15 protein-coding genes and 1 other RNA gene are annotated in these 22398 nt (G+C 30.2%); 9 read left to right on the top strand and 7 right to left on the bottom strand.

From position 1 onward, the window contains the following. The first annotated feature begins 75 nt into the window (after window positions 1-75). Window positions 76-6201 carry an alpha-2-macroglobulin family protein gene (locus tag ACN5J4_RS09985; RefSeq protein ID WP_418649854.1) on the top strand — a complete coding sequence of 2042 codons (6126 nt, stop codon included), beginning with the start codon at window positions 76-78 and terminating at the stop codon, window positions 6199-6201. Between the two features lie 49 nt (window positions 6202-6250). Beyond that, window positions 6251-6748, top strand: coding sequence for a hypothetical protein (locus tag ACN5J4_RS09980; protein WP_418649853.1), 498 nt, complete (start codon window positions 6251-6253; stop codon window positions 6746-6748). A gap of 207 nt (window positions 6749-6955) precedes the next feature. On the opposite strand, the gene ACN5J4_RS09975 is transcribed toward ACN5J4_RS09980, so the two are convergent. Together ACN5J4_RS09975 and ACN5J4_RS09970 are read right to left on the bottom strand one after the other, a co-directional pair. Continuing rightward, window positions 6956-7474: a DUF4136 domain-containing protein gene (locus tag ACN5J4_RS09975; RefSeq protein WP_418649852.1), complete on the bottom strand. Its 519-nt coding sequence runs from the start codon at window positions 7472-7474 to the stop codon at window positions 6956-6958. A gap of 92 nt (window positions 7475-7566) precedes the next feature. After that, a complete protein-coding gene (locus ACN5J4_RS09970; RefSeq protein ID WP_418649851.1) occupies window positions 7567-8565 on the bottom strand; it encodes a M28 family peptidase in 999 nt (332 codons plus the stop codon). A 90-nt stretch (window positions 8566-8655) separates the two neighbouring features. Here ACN5J4_RS09970 and kdsA point away from each other — a divergent pair, with 90 nt between their 5' ends. Continuing rightward, the gene (kdsA, locus tag ACN5J4_RS09965; RefSeq protein WP_418649850.1) at window positions 8656-9474 is read left to right on the top strand and encodes a 3-deoxy-8-phosphooctulonate synthase; all 819 of its coding nucleotides are present in this window, start codon (window positions 8656-8658) and stop codon (window positions 9472-9474) included. A gap of 101 nt (window positions 9475-9575) precedes the next feature. On the opposite strand, the gene ACN5J4_RS09960 is transcribed toward kdsA, so the two are convergent. From ACN5J4_RS09960 to ACN5J4_RS09950, 3 genes are all read right to left on the bottom strand, one after another. After that, window positions 9576-9929, bottom strand: coding sequence for a DUF1801 domain-containing protein (locus tag ACN5J4_RS09960; RefSeq protein ID WP_418649849.1), 354 nt, complete (start codon window positions 9927-9929; stop codon window positions 9576-9578). A gap of 18 nt (window positions 9930-9947) precedes the next feature. Further along, entirely contained in the window at window positions 9948-10166 is a 219-nt protein-coding gene (locus tag ACN5J4_RS09955; RefSeq protein ID WP_418649848.1) for a DUF3820 family protein, read from the bottom strand. A 228-nt stretch (window positions 10167-10394) separates the two neighbouring features. Continuing rightward, window positions 10395-11603: an NAD(P)-dependent oxidoreductase gene (locus tag ACN5J4_RS09950; protein ID WP_418649847.1), complete on the bottom strand. Its 1209-nt coding sequence runs from the start codon at window positions 11601-11603 to the stop codon at window positions 10395-10397. A gap of 173 nt (window positions 11604-11776) precedes the next feature. Here ACN5J4_RS09950 and ssrA point away from each other — a divergent pair. From ssrA to ACN5J4_RS09920, 6 genes are all read left to right on the top strand, one after another. Then, window positions 11777-12171, top strand: a transfer-messenger RNA (tmRNA) gene (gene ssrA / locus ACN5J4_RS09945). Window positions 12172-12989: 818 nt separating this feature from the next. Continuing rightward, the gene (locus ACN5J4_RS09940; protein WP_418649846.1) at window positions 12990-14387 is read left to right on the top strand and encodes an arginine decarboxylase; all 1398 of its coding nucleotides are present in this window, start codon (window positions 12990-12992) and stop codon (window positions 14385-14387) included. Beyond that, window positions 14377-15324: an agmatinase gene (gene speB / locus ACN5J4_RS09935; RefSeq protein WP_418649845.1), complete on the top strand. Its 948-nt coding sequence runs from the start codon at window positions 14377-14379 to the stop codon at window positions 15322-15324. Before ACN5J4_RS09940 ends, speB begins: the two co-directional genes overlap by 11 nt. A 9-nt stretch (window positions 15325-15333) precedes the next feature. Then, window positions 15334-16866 (top strand): GNAT family N-acetyltransferase, encoded by a 1533-nt coding sequence (locus tag ACN5J4_RS09930; RefSeq protein ID WP_418649844.1) that lies wholly within the window; start codon window positions 15334-15336, stop codon window positions 16864-16866. An 8-nt stretch (window positions 16867-16874) separates the two neighbouring features. Further along, on the top strand, window positions 16875-17843 hold the full coding sequence (locus ACN5J4_RS09925) for a deoxyhypusine synthase family protein (protein WP_418649843.1): 969 nt from the start codon (window positions 16875-16877) through the stop codon (window positions 17841-17843). Between the two features lie 2 nt (window positions 17844-17845). Further along, window positions 17846-18088: a hypothetical protein gene (locus ACN5J4_RS09920; protein WP_418649842.1), complete on the top strand. Its 243-nt coding sequence runs from the start codon at window positions 17846-17848 to the stop codon at window positions 18086-18088. 165 nt (window positions 18089-18253) lie between these two features. On the opposite strand, the gene prfA is transcribed toward ACN5J4_RS09920, so the two are convergent. After that, window positions 18254-19330: a peptide chain release factor 1 gene (gene prfA / locus ACN5J4_RS09915; protein WP_418649841.1), complete on the bottom strand. Its 1077-nt coding sequence runs from the start codon at window positions 19328-19330 to the stop codon at window positions 18254-18256. A gap of 317 nt (window positions 19331-19647) precedes the next feature. Beyond that, window positions 19648-22215 (bottom strand): adenosylcobalamin-dependent ribonucleoside-diphosphate reductase, encoded by a 2568-nt coding sequence (locus ACN5J4_RS09910; protein ID WP_418649840.1) that lies wholly within the window; start codon window positions 22213-22215, stop codon window positions 19648-19650. Window positions 22216-22398: the final 183 nt, after the last annotated feature.

Raw genomic sequence — 22398 nt, 5'->3', positions numbered from 1 at the left:
ATTACCTTTAAAGCTAGACTAAATTAAAGAACAATATTAATTTACTTGTGCTTTAAATACTATAAAACATCCGTTATGAAAAAAATCACAATACTATTATTTATGATTACATTTTTCGCTACAACACTAAACGCTCAAGAAAACTACAAAAGTCTTTGGAAAGAGGTACAAACATTTGAAAACGAAAACTTACCAAAATCAGCTTTAAAAATAGTAGAAACTATTTACGCTAAAGCAAATGTTTCTAAAAATTCGCCACAAATTATTAAAGCACTTTTTTATAAAAGTAAATTTTCGTTAACTTTAGAAGAAGATGCGCAGTTAAAAATTATCAATCAGTTTAAAATACATATTGATAAAAGCTCTTTTCCTACAAAAAATGTGTTAGAAAATATATTGGCAAATTTATATTGGCAATATTTCAATCAAAATAAATGGAAGTTTTATAACAGAACAAAAACAAGTGAAAAAGTTGATAATATCGATTTTAGAACTTGGGATTTAGATACGCTGTTTGCTGAAATTCATACCTATTATCAAAAATCATTAGAAAATAAAACAGCCTTACAACAAACCGATATTCGTGAGTTTAAAGATATTTTATACCTTGTAGAAGGCTCAAAAGAATATCGCCCTACCCTATTTGATTTTTTAGCACATAACGCACTTGATTTTTATAAAACATCAGAAACAAACATTACAAAGCCAAATTATCAGTTTAAAATTGATAATTCTGAATTAATAGGCACTGCAAAAAAATTCACTAAAATAAAATTAGTTACAAAAGATGCTACATCACTTCAATTTAATGCATTAAAAATTTATCAAGAATTAATAACTTTTCATCTAAAAAACAAAAATTTAAAAGCCTTAGCTACCGTAGATTTAGAGCGTTTAAATTTTGTAAATAATCATGCTATTTTTAATGATAAACAAGATTTATTTTTACAAACATTAAAAGCATCCGAAGAAAAACAGCAAAAAAATGCTACTTCAGGATTGTATAGTCATCAAATTGCAGAAGTTTACAGACAACAAGCAAACAGTTATCGTCCTAATAAAAACGAAAAATTCCGTTTTAAAAATAAAGAAGCTTTAACTATTTGTGATGCTGTAATTGTGAAATTTCCGAAGAGTGTTGCATCAGAAAAATGTAAGGCTTTAAAAGGACAAATAACAAACAAATCACTGTCACTTTTATCAGAGAAATTTAGTCCTATAAATACAGCTTCTCGATTATTAATTACCTATAATAATATTGATAAACTTTATTTTACAGCTTATAAAATTGACAAAAATAAAATAACGGAATTAAACAATATTTACAAGGAAGAAGAACGCATCAATTTTATTAAAAAACTGACTAAAGTAACTTCTTGGAATGATAAATTAAGAAATGAATTCGATTATAAACAACACACCACAGAAGTAATTATTCCGAAACTTACGCAAGATAATTATTTAATTGTAGCTCATGAAAATAGCGTTTTAAATACCGATACTTTATACGCTACAGCAAATATTCAAGTAAGTAATTTAGTGTTAATTGAAAATACTGATAACAATACAACAAAGTATCAAGTTGTAAACAGAAACACTGGAAAACCTATTGAAAATGCCCAATTATTATTACAAAATAATGAACGTAGAGGCGAAAAAAAACTACATCAAAAATTAATTACAGATAAAAATGGTTTTGCAACTTATATAAGTAATGATAGATATTATAATGTATCAATAGCCGTTACATCGAAAAATGACAGGGCTATTTTTGGCAATTACTATTTATATAAACATGAAAAAAATACGGCAAAAAAGAACAAAGAAAGTATTACAATAAAACCATTTATTTTTACTGATAGAAGTATTTATCGACCTGGGCAAACGGTTTATTTTAAAACGATTTTAATTCAAAAGAAAGGCGAAAAAAACAGCTCTTTTTCAGATTCATATATTGAAGTAACCTTAAATGATGTAAACGGACAAAAAGTAAAAACCTTAGATTTAAAACTAAATGAATTTGGTTCAGCATCGGGTGAAATTATATTACCAAATACAGGTTTAACAGGTGAATATAATTTTTCTATTCGTAAAAGTTCAAAAGAAAAAAACAGTCTTATAAACGGTATTCCTTTTTACTTTGAACGAGAAAATAATATCAACAATATTTTAGTTGAAGAATACAAACGTCCAAGATTTGAAACTGATTTTAAACCCGTTACTCAAACTTTTAAAGTAAATGATATTATTACCGTAAACGGATTTGCAAAAGCTTTTTCTGGCGCAAATGTTACCAATGCCAAAGTGGTATATCGTGTACATAGAAAAGTGCAGTATCCGAGTTGGTGGTATTGGCGTGGTGCTAATTCATCGGTAGAAGCTCAAGAAATTACACACGGAGAAACGATTACAGATGCATCAGGTAATTTTTCTATTCAATTTAAAGCAATTCCTGATGAAAGTGTAAACAAAGAAAGTTTACCTGTTTTTAATTATGAAATTACCGCAGATATTACCGATGTAAACGGCGAAACACGAAGTACAACAACTATTGTAAATGTTGGATATCATGCTTTATTGGCTTCTTTACAAATTAATTCGATGCTTAATAAAGACGAAAAACAGCACGAAATAACTGTTACAACCAACAATTTAAACGGACAATTTATACCTAGTAAAGGATCTGTAAAAATTTACAAGCTTCAACCACCTAAAAATCCGTTGCGTAAAAGACCTTGGAATACACCTGATTATCAAGATATTTCTGAAAATGAATTCAATAAATTATTTCCGCATGATGCCTATTCTAAAGAAGAAATAAATCAAACTACTTGGAAAAAAGGTGCGCTTGTTTTTGAAGAATCTTTTGATACACAAAAATCAACAGCACTTATTTTAAAGCGTGTTAAAAATTGGACTTCAGGAGCATACATTGCTGTTTTAAATACTACAGATAAATTTAATCAAAAAGTAACGGATAAAGCACGTTTTAATATTACGAGTACATCCGAAGAAAAAGTAGCTGATAATCAATTATTTTTTATCAAAGCAGATAAAAAATCTTATACTATTGATGAAGCTGTTTGTGTACAAATTGGCTCGGCATCAAAAGACATTACTGTAATTGTTGAAATTGAAAAAGAGTATAAAATAATTAAAACGCATTTTATTCATTTAAATAATGAAATAAAAAATATTGAAATTCCTGTTAATAAAGATGATGTTAAAGGTTTTGCTATCAAATATTATTTTGTAAATTATAATTCTTTCGATACTGGATTGTTAAATATTTTAGTAGAAAATGAACAAGAAAACATCAGTATTGAAACGAATACTTTTAGAGATAAATTACAACCTGGAACTACTGAAAAATGGAGTTTCACTATTAAAAATGATAAGAAAAATAAAGTAACTGCCGAAGTTTTAGCAAGTATGTACGATGCTTCTTTAGATGAATTTAAATCTCATAATTGGTTATTTAACCCAATAAGAACAGCTACTTATTATTCTCGCGGAAATTCGTCAAGTGCGTATCATAGTTTTGGAAACGAGCATTTTCGAGTTTTTAATAGACAGTATTCAAATAGTTATTCGAATCAACAATATGATAAACTAAAATGGTTTGGATTCAGATTTGGTGAAAATTATCGTCACAGAACGATGATGATGAAAAGTAGTAGTCGAGGAATGAACATGGATATTTCTGAAAGTGAAGCTGTTCAAGAAGAAGTTGAAGAAAGTGTTATTGAATCAACAGAAGTTGAAGATATTTCTTTTTCTAAAAACAAATCTGATGTAAATGATAAACAAAAAAACACCTCTTTAAAAGGCATTAAAATTCGTAAAAACTTACAAGAAACGGCCTTCTTTTATCCGCATTTAACTACGGATAAAAAAGGAAACATCTCTTTTAGTTTTACAACTCCTGAGGCATTAACCAAATGGAAATTACAATTATTAGCACATACAAAAGAAGCATTATCTGCTACCAAAACACTTACAACCGTAACTCAAAAAGAGTTAATGATTACACCAAATGCACCACGATTTTTAAGAGAAGGTGATAATATAACATTGAGTGCTAAAATTTCGAATTTATCCGAAGAAAAACTAGACGGAATTTCTCAATTAATTTTAACTGATGCCATTACAGGAAAAGAAATTCAGTTATTAGATAACTCAACTAAAAATCAAAATTTTAGTGTAAATTCAAAAGGAAATACTAGTGTTTCTTGGAATTTAGCTATTCCTGATGACATCCAAGCTGTTCAATATAAAATTGTAGCAAAGGCTGGTGATTTTTCTGATGGTGAACAAAATGTGTTACCTGTTTTATCGAACAGAATGTTGGTTACCGAAACATTGCCGATGTGGGTGCGTTCGAATCAAACAAAAACTTTTACGTTAGATAAATTGAAAAACAATACTTCTACAAGTTTAAAACATCATAAATTAACGTTAGAAATAACCTCAAATCCTGCGTGGTATGCGGTGCAAGCTTTGCCGTATTTAATGGAATATCCGTATGAATGTAGCGAGCAAACTTTTGCACGTTATTACGCAAATACCTTGGCTAGTTTTATTGCAAATTCAAATCCGAAGATTCAAGAAGTATTTAATCAATGGAAATCGAGCGATGCGTTGTTATCAAATCTTGAAAAAAATCAAGAGTTAAAATCATTGATAATTCAAGAAACCCCTTGGTTACGTGATGCACAATCGGAAACCGAACAAAAGAAACGCATTGGGTTGTTATTCGATTTGAATAAAATGAAAAATGAGCAAGAAAATGCAATCAATAAGCTTCAAAATATGCAAATGAGTAACGGAGGTTTTCCTTGGTTTAAAGGAGGAAATTACGCAAATACTTATATTACGCAGCATATTGCAAGTGGATTTGGACACTTAAAAAAATTAGGCGTATCTAATTTTGATAACAAAACAACACAAGTTTTAGAAAAAGCAGTTCGTTTTCTAGATGCTGAAATAGCAATTCAATACGATAAATTACTACAAGAAGCGGCAAGAATAAAAGCCAAAAAAGGACAAACTGCATCTGAAGAATATCTAAAGAAAAATCATTTAAGTTATGCGACTATTCAGTATTTATATATGCGTAGTTTTTATCCAGAAATAAATATTGCTTCTAAAACCAAAACAGCAATTTCTTATTATAAAAAACAAGCTGCTACTTTTTGGAAAACATACAATTTATACGCACAAGGGCAAATATCTTTAATTCAATTTAGAAATGACAACAAAATTCTTGCCTCTAAAATTTTAAAATCATTAAAAGAAAATAGTATTACTTCTAATGAATTAGGAATGTATTGGAAAAGTAATGTTGTAGGATATTACAGTTATCAAGCACCAATTGAAACGCAATCTTTATTAATTGAAGCTTTTTCTGAAATTGAAAATGACACAAAAACAGTTGATAACTTAAAAATATGGTTGCTTAAAAATAAGCAAACAAATCGTTGGAAAACAACAAAAGCAACTACCGAAGCCGTTTACGCCTTACTTTTACAAGGAAGCGACTGGCTTTCAATTACCGATATGGTGGATGTAAAAATTGGAAATAATAAAATTGAAGCATCGAAATTAGAAAATGTAAAAGTAGAAGCTGGTACAGGATACTTTAAAACATCGTGGAATGGTAACGAAATTACACCAAATATGAGCGAAGTTACTATTTCTAAAAAAGGAACAGGTATTGCTTGGGGTGGTTTATATTGGCAATATTTTGAGGATTTAGATAAAATTACATCGGCAGAAACTCCGTTGAAATTACGTAAAAACCTATTCAAAAAAATAACTTCGGATACTGGTAAAGAACTTATCAAAATAACCGATAAAACAACCTTAAAAGTTGGCGATTTAATTACTGTAAGAATAGAATTACGATGCGATAGAAACATGGAATTTGTACATATGAAAGATATGAGAGCTTCAGGAGTTGAACCTATAAATGTGCTTTCCAAATACAAATCACAAGATAATTTATATTATTATGAAGCAACAAAAGACGCTGCAACAAATTTCTTTTTCGACCGTTTACCAAAAGGTGTTTATGTATTCGAATATGATGTTCGTGTAAATAACGCTGGTAATTTTAGCAACGGAATTACAACCATACAAAATATGTACGCACCAGAATTTAGTAGTCATTCAAAAGGAAAAAGAATTATTATAAAATAGTTTGGCATCTAAATTGTTGGGTTATATTTATTCTTAAAATTAAAAAAACATGAAAAAATTATTTTTAGCTATTGGCTTTTTAACTTTAGCAACAGTATCTGTAAATGCACAAGACATTTCAGAAAATGCCATTGGTGTTCGTTTTGGCGATAATAGCGGATTTGGAGCAGAAATTTCATATCAAAGAAAACTAAGTAACACCAATAGGTTAGAAGTTGATTTAGGTATTAGAGGCAACAATTCTTATAGCGGATTCAAAGCCACAGGTTTATATCAATGGGTTTGGCAGTTAGAAAACAAGTTTAATTGGTATGCTGGTTTTGGTGGTGGATTAGGAACTTGGAAAGTAAAAGATAAAACTATTTCAGGAATCAAAGTAAATGGTGATTCTGAAACTTATTTATTTGGAGCTGGTGTTATTGGCGTTGAATATAATTTTGATATTCCGTTAATAGTTTCTTTAGATTTTAGACCAGAACTTGGTTTTGGTGATTTTTATGAAGGCTTTAATTCAGATTTTGGATTAGGTATTCGTTACCAGTTTTAAACATTTTAAATTTTCAAACATAAAAAACCTCCAAATATTGGAGGTTTTTTTATTTTATGAACATCGCTTTTTTATCAAAATTAAAAAAATGATTAGAAGCAATTTCCCGCTTTCCGCACTCGCTTTTTTTATTTTTTAAAAAGAAAAATAAAAAAGAGCTCAAACAATTGCTTCAATCGGGGCTAGGCATTTGTACTAAATTGAATATTACTTTTTATTTGGAGGATAATTTACCAGTATTTTTCCGATTACTTTTTTATAATGTGTTACTTTTTCTTGCGGAGTTATTTTTTCTTTTATGTCATTATTTGCTATTCCTTGCCATAGTAAGTCATTATTTTTACTTTCTACGAAATCAATAGTTAATTGCTCATTAATTTTTTTACTACCAATAGGAATACCTCCTGAAATCCCGAAACTAACATTTCCTCCACCTCCTATTCCAACGCCAATAGTATTTCTATTAACGGCAGTACTTTGTTTTGATAAAATATTAATATACATATCAGGGTTATCAGCTAAAGTCATTCCCTTTTGTTCAAGTAACACTATTAATTCACTGGTAATTCTTTTAACATCCAATTCATTTAAACCTTTACCAGCATCATCAAAAAAATTGAATGTTTTATAATTTTCAAAATTAGTTTTAGCATCATAGTCATACACTACTTTTATAGAAGAACAACTTACTATAAAAAGTAAAAAAATAAATTTTAATGGGTTCATTATAACATAATTTATTAAGATTACTACAATAATCATACCTTATAAAAATACAAAAGCCTCAAATAATTAAGCCTTATATTTAATAAAAAAAACTAGTTTTCAATAACAACTCTTGTAGGCGTATCTTTTCCGTTAATAATACTTTCAGTTCCTTTAGCAACTGCTTTAATAGTTTCGGTAATTACGGTCATATTTAAGGTTTCAGCTTCATCAGAAACTTTATGATAATCTTTATCAACATCAATTGGCGTTGTAGAAAATGTATGACTTGGAACTCCTAAACGAGCCAAAGAAGCATTATCTGACCTAAAAAATAAATTAAACTTATCATACGGATCAGGAAATAACTGATAACCTGTACCCTTTAAATTCTTTTGAATAATCTTACCAAAATCAGAACGTTCAAAACCTGTTAACCAAGCCGTATTTTTTCCAAAACTTGGCGTTTTTCCAATCATTTCTAAATTAATTCCAGCTACAAATTTAGTTGCGTCAATTCCTTTTCCAAAAAATTCAGATCCAATAAGTCCCATTTCTTCCGCAGTAAAACACACAAATAAAATAGATCTTTCATTTGTACCTTTTTTTGCAAAATATTCAGCTAATGTTAACACACCTGTAACTCCTGACGCATCATCATTTGCGCCATTAAAAATTAAATCGCCTATCCCCTCTTTTTTTACACCTAAATGATCGTGATGTGCAGATACAATAACAAACTCCTCTTTTTTACTGTGTCCTTCTAAAACTCCAATAATATTACTCATTTTAATTCCTTCATGAGTAAAATTCTGACGATAACTAGTTAAATTTCCATAGGTTTTTAATCCAATGCGTTTAAATTCATTTTCAATATAAACGGTTGCTTTTTCCATCCCTGCTGTTCCAGGTTTACGCCCTTGCATTTCATCTGAAGCCAATGTATATAAGTACTTTTTAACAACTAAAGAATCAATTACATTTCTTTTATTATTCTTTTTAACTGTAGTGTTCACAGCTTTACCAGCATCATTTTGCACTGTTTTACAACACAATAACAAGGCAGGTGCAAATACTGATACGTAAAGTATCTTTTTTATATTATTTTTCATCGGATAAAATTTATAATATAGGTTCTTATTTAATTTAAAAGGCTAAATATAGCCAATTTAATTTCTTAATTTTGTTGAAAATTTACAACGATGGACTTAAAACTTATTCCGAATATAAAACATACTGATGCTAACAATTTTTTCCTTTTAGCAGGTCCTTGTGCTATTGAAAGTGAAGAAATGGCAATGCAAATTGCTGAAAAAGTACTTACAATTACTGATAAATTACAAATTCCTTATATTTTTAAAGGAAGTTTTAAAAAAGCAAACCGAAGTAGAATTGATAGTTTTACAGGAATTGGTGATGAAAAAGCTTTAAAAATATTAAGAAAAGTTTCTGAAACATTCAATGTTCCTACAGTTACTGATATTCATGAAGTTTCAGATGCTTACAAAGCTGCCGAATATGTTGATGTTTTACAAATTCCTGCTTTTTTAGTACGTCAGACCGATTTAGTAGTAGCGGCTGCAAAAACTGGTAAAGTTGTTAATTTGAAAAAAGGACAATTTATGAGTCCTGAAGCTATGCAACATGCCGTTAAAAAAGTACACGATGCTGGAAATCAACAAGCATGGATTACCGATAGAGGAACAATGTTTGGCTATCAAGATATGATTGTCGATTTTAGAGGAATTCCTACCATGCGTGAATTTGCGCCTACGGTTTTAGACGTAACTCATTCGTTACAACAACCCAACCAAACGAGTGGTGTTACTGGTGGAAGACCAGATATGATTGAAACTATTGCAAGAGCTGGAGTTGTTAATAATGTAGATGGATTATTTATTGAAACACATTTTGACCCTGCAAATGCAAAAAGTGATGGTGCTAATATGTTACACCTTGATTATTTAGAAAAGCTATTAACAAACTTAGTAGCAATTAGAAAAACTATTAATAAATTATAAATTTATTTTAAAAAAATAACGTTGTTTATTAATAAACAACGTTATTTTTTTAAAACATTAAAATAGTAGTTTTTAATTAAAGTACTTATTTAAAAATTATTCTATTTTTTTCCGTTTACTATATACGCTTCGCGCAATACGTCAATTAACACTATATTATTAATTGCTTCAACAGTGTAATACCTTAGTGATTTTACGGCCTTTCTTTTTTCTAATACTAAATGGTCATTATAATTTTTAAGGGCAGTTGTTGAATAAAAACCAACATCAACATAACCTTTTTTAGTAGCATTTAAATAACACAAAGGTTTGTTATTAATATAATAAAAAGGCATTTTCCATTTGTATAACACTACCGCTTCTTGAAAGTTTGCTTCAATTAAAATTTGTAAGTGTATTAAAATAGCCTTTAAAGGCTCCTTTTGCTTTAATATATATATTTCTGCAGGTTTCATTTTTTTTTATAAAAAAGCTTACAAATTACGTATGTTACGCAAAACATCTTCCAAACCATTTAATTTCATTTCATATACTAACCCCATCATTTTGCCTAATTTTCCTTCTGGAAACCCTTTATTTTTGTACCAGACTAAATAATACTCAGGAATATCTACTAAAAAAACACCTTTATACTTACCGAAAGGCATTTTCATTTGGGCGGTATCTATTAAAAACTGTTTATCTGGCAACATATATTTTACTTATAAAAAATATCGCAATTGCAATATTTTATTTTAGAGCCTGTTTAAATTTCAGCTAAAAAGTTTTATAACAGAAAAATGAATCTGCCAAACTGAATTTATTTCAGTTTCCCTTTCTAATTTACCAATATTATTGTTACACTAAAATAAATTTAGCACAACAATAAACTGGTTCTATTTAATTTTTAAATAAGCTTTTAAAATTTTATTATTTTTTAATTACGCATCTCCATTTACATACTCTTTTAAATAAGAGTAACGCTCAGTTAATTGTCCGTTATTGGTAGTCATTTTTGCTCTCTTTAAAATTCCATCTTTATCATTATTAAAAAAAGCAGGAATTACGTGAGTTAAAAACATTTCTCCAAAACCCTCACTAGCATCTTTTGGCAACTCACATGGTAAATTATCTACAGCCATAACAGTAATTGCATTATCATCTCTAAAATCAATTTCTAATCCCGTAGTTGGATTATAACCATAAATAGGATTTTCAATGGTAGATGAACGGATAGTAGAAGCCACAGGCCCATCAACATCGCACGAAATATCAGCTACATATTTAATATTAAAATCGGCATGTTTTGCATCTTCTTTTGTAAATAAGTACGGAGCTCCATCACCATAAAAATGACCCGCTATAAAAAAATCAGTCATTTTTGCGTACGGCATAAAATTACTTTCATACCCTGTTGCATCTTTATAGAAAGCAAACTTATTACCTACTTTACCATCAATACGTTTACTATACTCCATTACATCAGCAATACAATATACAGGTTCTGTAAAATTTGTAGTTAAGTACAAAGCATCACTTACTTGTTTAATGTTCAAGTAATCTAAAATTTCTTTAGCACCATGTGCAACTTTACCCGTACCTGTTAACAAAATTTTCAAATTAGGTAAGGTAATTTTATCTAACTCGGCCTTTACAGCATTTAAATCGGTAAGTGTTTCAACTTTTGGTAAGTCAAATAATTTTTCACGCAAGCCAATAGCTCTTATACCATTATAAACACCTACTAAACCGGCATAACGACCAAAACCTATTAACCTAGCTCCATCTTCTTTTATAATGGTTTCGTGGTCATACATTTCAATATTTTTAGCTAATATTTCTTGTAGTAAGGCACGATTGTATGGTTGTTTTTTAATGGTATGCGAAAAGAAAAAATATTTTTTATTTGGAATCAATGCCTCTAAAGGAACTTCTTTTACACCTAATAAAACATCACAATCAGACATGTCAGTTACCACTTGAAAACCAGCATCTTTATAAGCCTGATCGTTAAAAACTCGAACATCAGAACTTTCTACAACTATTTCGGCAGCAGGAAACTGCTGCTTAAATTGTTGTAGCTTTTTTGGTGAAAAAACAACTCTTCTATCTGGTGGGTTTTTACGTTCTTTGATAATTCCGAATTTCATGCTTTTAGTATAATATAAAATTAAATAAACTAACTACTAGTATTGTAAATAACTGCAATTTATGCAAAATACTTGTTTTAAAAGGATTGTACAAATAGTATTTTCATATATTTGCACCCCACAAATCATCAAGAATTATTTTTTTCTTATATATTTGTGTTCATTACTCAATTGGGGACGACTGGTTTTGACAGCGAGACCAGTGATAACGTAAGCATACCGAGGAGAGAAGAGACCACTCGTTAAACTTTTTTTCAACTTTTTAAACGGCGAGAATAACTACGCTTTAGCTGCTTAATCCGAATTATAGTAGGATTAGCCTAGGCACACAAGGTGTGCAAGCTTTATGTCCACGAACAGCCTTGGTTTACGGCGTTTCACTTTTGGGCATCGTAAAAGTAAACATAGAAAACTTGAAACTTCGGCAAGTTTTCGAAACTAAAGAAGATAAGCTTTTAACAGATTGTTCTTAATCAGTTACTAGTCGAAAACTAAGAAAGAACTAAGTATGTAGAAAGCCTTTGAACTGCTTGTTTGGACCCGAGTTCGATTCTCGGCGTCTCCACAGAACACCCTTATAAACCCAGTGTTTGTAAGGGTTTTTATTTTGAGTTGATTATTATCATCTAAAATAAAAACAACCTCAAGTAAATAACATTTATGCTGTATAAACATTAATATAATTATATATTAAACAGATAACAACATTACATGCCTCAGAGCAAAAATAACAAATACTAAAACAAACTTTTTAGAATACTACTAACGACCTTCGTGGTAATATAAATACAAACGGCTTTAGAGGCCATATATTAGGCTTTATTTTTTACAAATATTTAAGTATAAAAATGAAAGGCTATGCATCTTCTTTTCATTAACGCCCCACCTTTACAATTATAAAGAAAAATCTAAAAATAAATAAAAACTAGAAACACACTCTTAAACCCTTGAAAAACAAGACATTTACCCTTATAGGTAAAATTAGTATTAAAAAATAATAATTTTATTTAAAAAAGTTTGTCATATAAAAAAAAAGTTTACATTTATCGCATCTTATTAGATAGGTTCAATGCAACGTTTTACTTATTTCGTAAATGACTTTTGTTGGAAGATAAAAAGTTATTTAGTGTTTGGGAAACACAACGGAAAAATTAAGGTTTCTTCCTCTTCACAAAACTATATTTTGCCACTGTATTTTCATAGTCAGTCAGGCGAGTGCTTGGTATTAATTGTATAAGTTTTCATTTTTTTTTTGAGTTTAACAAATATGCTATAAGATAGCCGTATTATTTGTTTTTTAATTTAAAAAAGCCATAACCTATTGTTATAGCTAATTTTTTAAACAGCAGTCCTGTGCTTTAAAAACAGGTATAACCAATATAAAAAATGAATACAAGATATAAAGACTTAATAGAACAAACATTTGATTTTCCACAAGCAGAATTTCATACTGAAGATGACAATTTATTTTTTCACAACATTGATATGATGGAGTTAGTGAAACAATATGGTTCGCCATTAAAATTCACATACTTACCAAAAATATCTGAAAATATAGGTAGAGCAAAAAATTGGTTTCATAAAGCAATTGAAAAACACCAATATAAAGGAACTTATAACTACAGTTATTGTACTAAAAGTTCACACTTTAAATATGTATTAGAGGAAGCTCTTAAAAATGATATTCATATAGAAACCTCATCGGCTTTTGATATTGATATTGTAAAAACTTTAAAAAAAGAAGGTAAACTAAGTGATGATGCATTTGTATTATGCAACGGTTTTAAAAGAGACCAGTACATTAGCAATATAGCTAGTTTAATTGATGGTGGGCACACAAACTGTATTCCTATTATTGATAATTATGAAGAACTTGATTTAATATTGAATGAAACTAAAAGCAACTTTAAGGTAGGCGTACGTATTGCTTCAGAAGAAGAGCCTAAGTTTGAATTTTACACAAGTCGTTTAGGAATTGGATATAAAAACATTGTATCCTTTTATCAACGTGAAATTGCTAATAATCCACAAGTAGAGTTAAAAATGTTACACTTTTTTATCAATACAGGAATAAGAGACAATGCATATTATTGGAACGAGTTATTAAAGTGTTTAAACGTTTACATTAAACTTAAAAAAGTATGCACAACATTAGACAGTTTAAATATTGGAGGAGGGTTTCCTATTAAAAACTCATTAGCTTTTGAGTACGATTATGAATACATGGTAGACGAGATAATAAACCAAATAAACCTTACTTGTAAAGAAGCTGAAGTACCTGTGCCTAATATTTTTACAGAATTTGGAAGTTTTACTGTAGGTGAAGCTGGAGGGGCTGTATATGAAGTATTGTATCAGAAAAAACAAAACGACCGTGAAAAATGGAATATGATTAATTCTTCTTTTATTACCACTTTACCTGATGCATGGGCTATTAATAAACGTTTTATTATGCTTCCTTTAAACAAATGGGATCATAGATATGAGCGCGTTTTATTAGGAGGGTTAACTTGTGATAGTGATGATTATTACAACTCTGAACAGCATGTAAATGGTATATATTTACCTGCTTACGAAAAAGAAAAACCATTATATATTGGTTTTTTTAACACAGGTGCTTATCAAGAAACTATTGGTGGATTTGGAGGCTTACAACATTGTTTAATTCCACATCCAAAACACATATTAATTTCAAAAAACACTAACGGAAATATAATTACTAAACTATTTAAAGAACAACAAAAAAGCGAGGAATTGCTTTCTATTTTAGGATATGAAAAATAATACAACATACGCAGGGATTCCTGAAAATTACGCAAAATTAGAAACAGCTAATATCGTTTTAATTCCTGTGCCTTACGACGGTACAAGTACTTGGCAAAAAGGAGCTGATAAAGGTCCGGAAGCTTTTTTAAAAGCTTCTGAAAACATGGAGTTATACGATATTGAAACTGATAGCGAGGTTTATAAAGAAGGAATTTATTTAGCAGATGCCATACTTGAAAACTCATCACCAGAAAACATGGTAGAAGCAGTTCATCAAGCAACCAAAAAGTACATCAATAAAAATAAATTTGTAACCCTTTTTGGAGGAGAACATTCAATCTCTATTGGAACAATTAGAGCTTTTAATGAATGTTTTGACAACTTAACAGTATTACATATAGATGCGCATGCTGATTTACGTAAACAATACCAAGGCTCATCATGCAACCATGCTTGTGCTGTTTATGAAGCTAGCCAAAACACAAATTTAGTACAAGTAGGTATTAGAAGTATGGATGCTTCTGAAAAAACAGCTATGAACATGGATAAAACTTTTTTTGCTCATGATATGGCTGTAAATGAATATTGGATGGATAATGTTATTGAACAACTAACCGGAAACGTATTTATTACTTTTGATTTAGACGCCCTAGATCCTTCAATAATGCCAAGTACCGGAACTCCCGAACCTGGAGGATTGTTTTATTATGAAACATTAGAATTCTTAAAAAGAGTTTTTGATGAACGCACTGTTGTAGGTTTTGATATTGTAGAGTTATGCCCTAATGAAACAGAAAAATCTTCTGATTTTTTAGCCGCTAAATTGTACTACAAAATGTTGAGTTATAAATTTTCTTTAAATAATGATACATACGATAACGTAGAAGAAATAAATACCGCAAATACTGTTAGCAAACTTACAAAGTTTAAAAATAATGATGACAATGATTTTTAGGTTTCAATAATGATTCAAAATATAGAAAATATAGAACTACAGTTTTTAACGCTTGATGATTATAAAGCATTAAAAAAAGCAATGATTGAAGCTTATTCAACCATGCCCGACTCTTACTGGAAAGAATCACAAATAAAACGCTTAATAGATAAATTTCCTAAAGGACAGGTAGTTATTAAAATTAATGGAGAACTAGCAGGCTGTGCATTATCAATTGTAGTAGATTATGATAGTTTTGATGATAAACATACTTATGAAGATATTACAGGTAAATATACTTTTGATACCCATAAAGAAGATGGAGACGTTTTATACGGAATAGATATTTTTATAAAAGCAGAATATCGAGGCTTACGCTTAGGTAGAAGATTATACGATTATAGAAAAGAACTTGCTGAAAATTTAAACTTAAGAGGTATTGCCTTTGGAGGTAGAATTCCTAATTATCATAAGTTTGCAGCAACTTTATCACCAAAAGAATATATAACAAAAGTAAAACGAAAAGAAATTAACGATCCTGTTTTAAACTTTCAGATTTCAAATGATTTTTATCCAACAAAAATTTTAAATGGATATTTAGAAGGTGATGAAAATTCAGGAGAATTTGCCGTACTATTAGAGTGGGATAACATTTATTATAAAAAAATATCAAAAAAAGCAACAACTAAAAAAACAGTTGTCCGCTTAGGGTTAATTCAGTGGCAAATGCGTTTGTATAAAAATTTAGAAGAACTAATGCAACAAGCAGAGTATTTTGTAGATGCTGTTTCTGCATACAGGTCTGACTTTGCCTTATTTCCTGAGTTTTTTAATGCTCCTTTAATGGCTGACAACAACCACCTACCTGAATCAGAAGCAATTAGAGAATTAGCAAAATATACACCAAAAATAGTTCAAAAATTTTCAGAGTTAGCTATTACATACAATATCAATATTATTACTGGTAGTATGCCAGAAATTAAAAATGAATTACTATATAATGTAGGCTATATATGTAAACGAGATGGTACTACAGAACGCTATGAAAAACTACACGTAACTCCAGATGAAGCCAAAGTTTGGGGAATGCAAGGAGGAAATGAACTCAAAACTTTTGATACTGATTGTGGTAAAATAGGTGTTTTAATTTGTTACGACTCTGAGTTTCCTGAATTAAGTAGACTATTAGCTGAAGAAGGTATGGATATTTTATTTATTCCCTTTTTAACCGATACTCAAAATGGATACTCTAGAGTAAGACATTGTGCACAAGCAAGAGCAATTGAAAACGAATGTTATGTAGCCATTGCAGGTAGTGTTGGTAATTTACCTAAAGTTAATAATATGGATATTCAGTATGCACAATCTATGGTATTTACACCCTGTGATTTTTCATTCCCTGCAAACGGAATAAAAGCAGAAGCAACCACCAATACCGAAATGATTTTAATTGCTGATGTAGATTTAGACTTATTAAAAGATTTAAATCAATTTGGTAGCGTACGAAATTTAAAAGATAGAAGAACAGACATATTTGAGGTACGTAAACTTCAAAAAAAATAAATATTATAATGGATAAACCAATTACAAATTTTATAGAAAAATACTTTTTACACTTTAATGCTGCCTCTTTAGTAGATGCCGCTAAAGGGTACGAAAAACAATTAGCTGAAGGTTCAAAAATGTTAGTTTCCTTAGCTGGCGCAATGAGTACTGCCGAATTAGGTAAAATATTTGCAGAAATGATTCGTCAAAACAAAGTACACATTATTTCATGTACAGGTGCAAACCTAGAGGAAGATGTAATGAACTTAGTAGCACACTCACATTATAAACGCATTCCTAACTATCGTGATTTAACACCTCAAGATGAATGGGATTTGTTACTAAAAGGTTTAAATAGAGTTACAGATACGTGTATTCCTGAAGATGAAGCTTTTAGAAGGTTACAAAAACACATTTTCAAAATATGGAAAGATGCCGAAGATGCTAATGAACGTTATTTTCCGCATGAATACATGTATAAATTATTACTTTCAGGAGTATTAGAAGAGTATTACGAAATTGATTTAAAAGATTCGTGGATGTATGCTGCTGCCCAAAAAAACTTACCAATTGTTGTTCCTGGATGGGAAGATTCTACGATGGGTAACATTTTTGCTTCTTACGTAATGAAAGGTGAGTTAAAAGCTAACACCATGAAATCAGGTATTGAATACATGACTTTTTTAGCTGATTGGTATACTGATAATTCTGAAAATGGAATTGGATTTTTTCAAATAGGTGGAGGTATTGCTGGCGATTTTCCTATTTGTGTAGTACCAATGTTGTATCAAGATATGGAAAGAGAAGATACACCTTTTTGGAGCTATTTCTGCCAAATTTCAGATTCAACAACAAGCTATGGTTCATATTCAGGTGCTGTACCTAATGAAAAAATTACTTGGGGAAAACTAGATATTGACACCCCTAAATTTATTATCGAAAGTGATGCTACTATTGTTGCTCCATTAATTTTTGCTTACCTTTTAGAAATGTAAAAATGAAACGTATAATTGTAGATTATAAAAAACTAACCCGTGATATTTTAGATTTATTAATTGAAAAATATCCTGATGGTTATGATTATAGCGATGTAATTTCATTTAAAAACACCGCAGGACAAACTATCAAAGCGGTAGAAATTAAAACTAATGACACGCTATATCTTGTCAAAATAAGCGCCATGTTAGAACAAACTATGGAAGATTATTTAGAAGATGAAGACTCATTTGAAGAGCTATAAACTAGCTAAATAAAACAAATAGTATTGAGAAATTTGTTAAAAAACACATAGTATCAATACTATTTTTAAACCCTTTCTGTCTTTAAAACTCAAACATTATTTTAACAAAAAAAACACGTAATCAAATTGATTACGTGTTTTTTTATAGTAATAATTACTATTTTATTATATAGTTTCTCCTAACTCTTTTAATTTAGATGTATTTTCAGCTAACATTAACTCATCAATAATTTTCTGAATATCACCATTAATAATATTAGACAAGTCATATAATGTTAAACCAATTCTATGATCTGTCATACGCCCTTGCGGAAAATTATAGGTTCTAATTTTTGCAGATCTATCACCAGAAGTAACCATAGTTCCACGCTTTAAAGCATCTTCAGCATTTTTCTTAGCTAACTCCATTTCATATAAACGAGAACGCAATACTTTAAAAGCCTTCTCTTTATTTTTATGTTGCGATTTCTGATCTTGACATTGCGCAACCAAACCAGTAGGAATATGCGTTAAACGCACTGCTGAATACGTTGTATTTACCGACTGTCCTCCAGGACCTGATGAACAGAAAAAATCAATACGTACCTCTTTTGGATTAATTTCAACATCAAACTCTTCAGCTTCTGGAAAAACCATACACGTAGCTGCCGATGTATGTACACGTCCTTGAGTTTCGGTTTGCGGCACACGTTGTACACGGTGTACTCCTGCTTCAAACTTTAGTGTTCCATAAACATCATCACCTGTAACTTCAAATTGAATTTCTTTAAAACCACCATTTGTTCCTTCCGAATAATCTACCGTAGAAACCTTCCAACCTTTACTTTCGCAATATTTAGTATACATTCTAAATAATTCACCAGCAAAAATACTAGCTTCATCACCACCTGCACCAGCTCTAAGTTCAACAACGGCATTTTTGGCGTCTTCAGGATCTTTAGGAATTAACATAAATTTAATTTCATCCTCTAAAACAGGAATACGCTTTTTAGCATCATCCATTTCCATTTTAGCCATTTCTGTCATTTCAGCATCACTACCGTCTGCTATAATTTCTTTCGCCTCTTCAATAGAATCAATTAAGCTCTTATATTCATCTCCCTTTTTTACAACCTTGCCTAAATCTTTATATTCTTTACTTAATGAAACGTACCGTTTTTGATCCATTATAACATCTGGCTGGATAATTAAATCCGAAATCTCGTCATAACGTTGCTTTATAATTCTTAATTTATCTAACATCTTCTAGCTTTTCTGGTTTGCGAATTTACGGATTTTATCGGAATTAATTCAAAAATTCATTTTACTATATTTTAAATAACACCAATACAATAACATCTATAAAAAAAAGGCGAAGCTATTTCCCGCTTTCCGTACTCGCTCTCTGCGAGGAGCTCAAACAAATACTACAATCGGGGCTAAGCATTTCTATTAAATACAGGTATATCAAAAAGCCTCATTCCTTTTTTACAAAAAAAACGCAACAACCAACCTTAACAAAAAACAATTATCACCTCCTATACATTGCCTTTATATTAACCCAAAAAAACATTTTTTAGTTATCCGCATTTAGACGAACCACAACTACTACAAGTTAAACATCCTTCTTGATAAATTAAATCGGTAGATTTACAAGTATCACACGCCTGTCCTTTTGCCGTTGTACCATCTTCAACATAACGCTTTAACGCGCGTACCACTCCATTCTTCCAGGTATTTATCGATTCACTATCCAACTGTAAACTTTGTATTAACTCAACAATTTTATCAATAGGCATTCCGTGTCTTAAAGTACCTGAAAATAATTTTGCATAATTCCAAAACTCAGGATCAAACTTATGCGACAACCCTTCAATAGTTGTTTTATAACCTCGCTTATTGGTGTATTGAAAATCATAACGTGAAGTTCCATCTTCATTTCTATTCTTTAAAATTGCACCTTTTTCAACCCATCTTGGTATTAAAATTCCATCTTCATCATCAACCAAACCTGTAAAAATTTCGTAAGGTTTACCATCAACCAAACCTATAAAAGCAATCCATTTTTCTTTTTTATTTTGAAAACGAACAACATCTGCCTCTAATATTTCTGGACGTTTAATAGGAAAAGAGGTAAGCATACTCTGTGTACGCTCTTCCTTTTTCTCATCATTAGAAATTAACACACCTGAGCGTGACCCATCTCTATAAACCGTTACCCCTTTACAACCAACTTCCCATGCTTTTAAATACAAATCACCTACCAAATCTTCTGAAACATCGTTTGGTAAATTAATAGTTACACTAATTGAATGATCTACCCATTTTTGCACAGCACCCTGCATGGTAACTTTACTTAACCAATCAACATCATTAGAGGTTGCTTTATAATAGGGTGATTTTTTAATCAACACATCTAACTCTTCTTGTGAAAAGTTTTTAGCCGAATCTATTCCATTCACATCCATCCATTGCTTAAACCTGTGGTGAAAAACCACGTATTCTTCCCATGAATCACCAACTTCATCAACAAAATCTACGCGCGAATCCTTATCATTCGGGTTTACTTTTTTTCTTCTCTTATACACAGGCATAAAAACAGGTTCAATTCCTGATGATGTTTGAGTCATTAAACTTGTAGTTCCTGTTGGTGCAATTGTTAATAATGCTATATTTCTTCGACCATACGTTAACATATCATTGTACAAATTACTATCAGCTTCTTTTAAACGTAAAATAAAAGGATTATTTATTTCTTTTTCAGCATTATATATTGAAAAAGCACCGCGCTCTTTTGCCAAATTTACCGAAGCTCTATAAGTTTCTAACGCTAATATTTTATGAACTTTTTCTGAAAAACTATTACCCTGTTTACTTCCATATCTAATACCTAAAGCCGCTAACATATCACCCTCAGCAGTAATTCCAATACCCGTTCTTCTTCCTTCTTGAGCTTTATGCCTTATTTGCATCCACAAGTTTTTTTCAATTGCTTTTACATCATCTCTCTCAGGGTCTGAAGCTATTTTTTCTAAAATTTTATCAATTTTTTCTAATTCTAAATCAATAATATCATCCATCATTCTTTGAGCAATTACAATATGCTTTTTGAATAATTCAAAATTAAACACAGCTTTTTTTGTAAACGCATTTTCTACATAAGAAAATAAATTAATAGCTAATAATCTACACGAATCATAAGGACACAAAGGTATTTCTCCACACGGATTGGTAGAAACTGTTTTATATCCTAAATCAGCATAACAATCTGGCACTGATTCATTAATAATCGTATCCCAAAATAAAATACCAGGCTCGGCAGATTTCCATGCATTGTGCACTATTTTTTTCCATAATTTTTTAGCAGGTATTGTTTTTGACACTTTAGGATTAACATTAAAAACAGGATATTTTTGAATGTAATTTGTATCATTTTTTACGGCCTTCATAAAAGCATCATCTATTCTAACAGATACATTTGCACCAGTTACTTTTCCTTGTGCTAATTTTGCATCAATAAAATCTTCTGAATCAGGATGGTTAATTGATACTGATAACATTAATGCTCCTCGACGTCCATCTTGAGCAACCTCTCGGGTTGAGTTAGAATAACGCTCCATAAAAGGAACAATTCCTGTTGATGTTAAGGCAGAATTTTTTACTGGCGACCCTTTGGGTCTAATATGTGATAAATCATGACCAACACCTCCACGCCTTTTCATTAACTGCACCTGTTCTTGATCTATTTTCATAATTCCTCCATAAGAATCAGATGCTCCGTCATTTCCTATTACAAAACAATTAGATAAAGAACCTACCTGAAACGGATTTCCTATGCCTGCCATAGGACTTCCTTGCGGAACTATGTATTTAAAATTTTTAATTACCTCAAAAATAGCGGCTTCGGTTAATGGGTTTTTATACTTTTGTTCTACTCTTGCTATTTCTTTAGCAATTCTAGTATGCATATCATTCGGAGTACTTTCATAAATATTTCCGTCAGAATCTTTTAACGCATATTTATTTAACCAAACACTTGCTGCTAAATCGTCGTTATTAAAATAACTTAAAGCTGCTGCTAAAGCTTCTTGTCTTGTAAATATTTTTGTATATGTTGTTTTAGAAGCAGCTTTTATTATTGATTTCATTATTTCTACGAGCTAATTAGATTATTTTGAAATAAATCAAAATTAACAAAATAAAACACTTTATAACATGATCTAAGTCACAAAAAATAATAAATTTTCTAAAATAAAACTTACTCAAACTTAGTAAAAAACACATATTTAACGCAATTTAGTTGCATCTTTATCACAATTTAGTTGCATTTG

The organism is Tenacibaculum aestuariivivum, from assembly GCF_964507685.1.
GTDB lineage: Bacteria > Bacteroidota > Bacteroidia > Flavobacteriales > Flavobacteriaceae > Polaribacter > Polaribacter aestuariivivum.
This window is presented reverse-complemented; position numbering and strand designations above follow the sequence as displayed.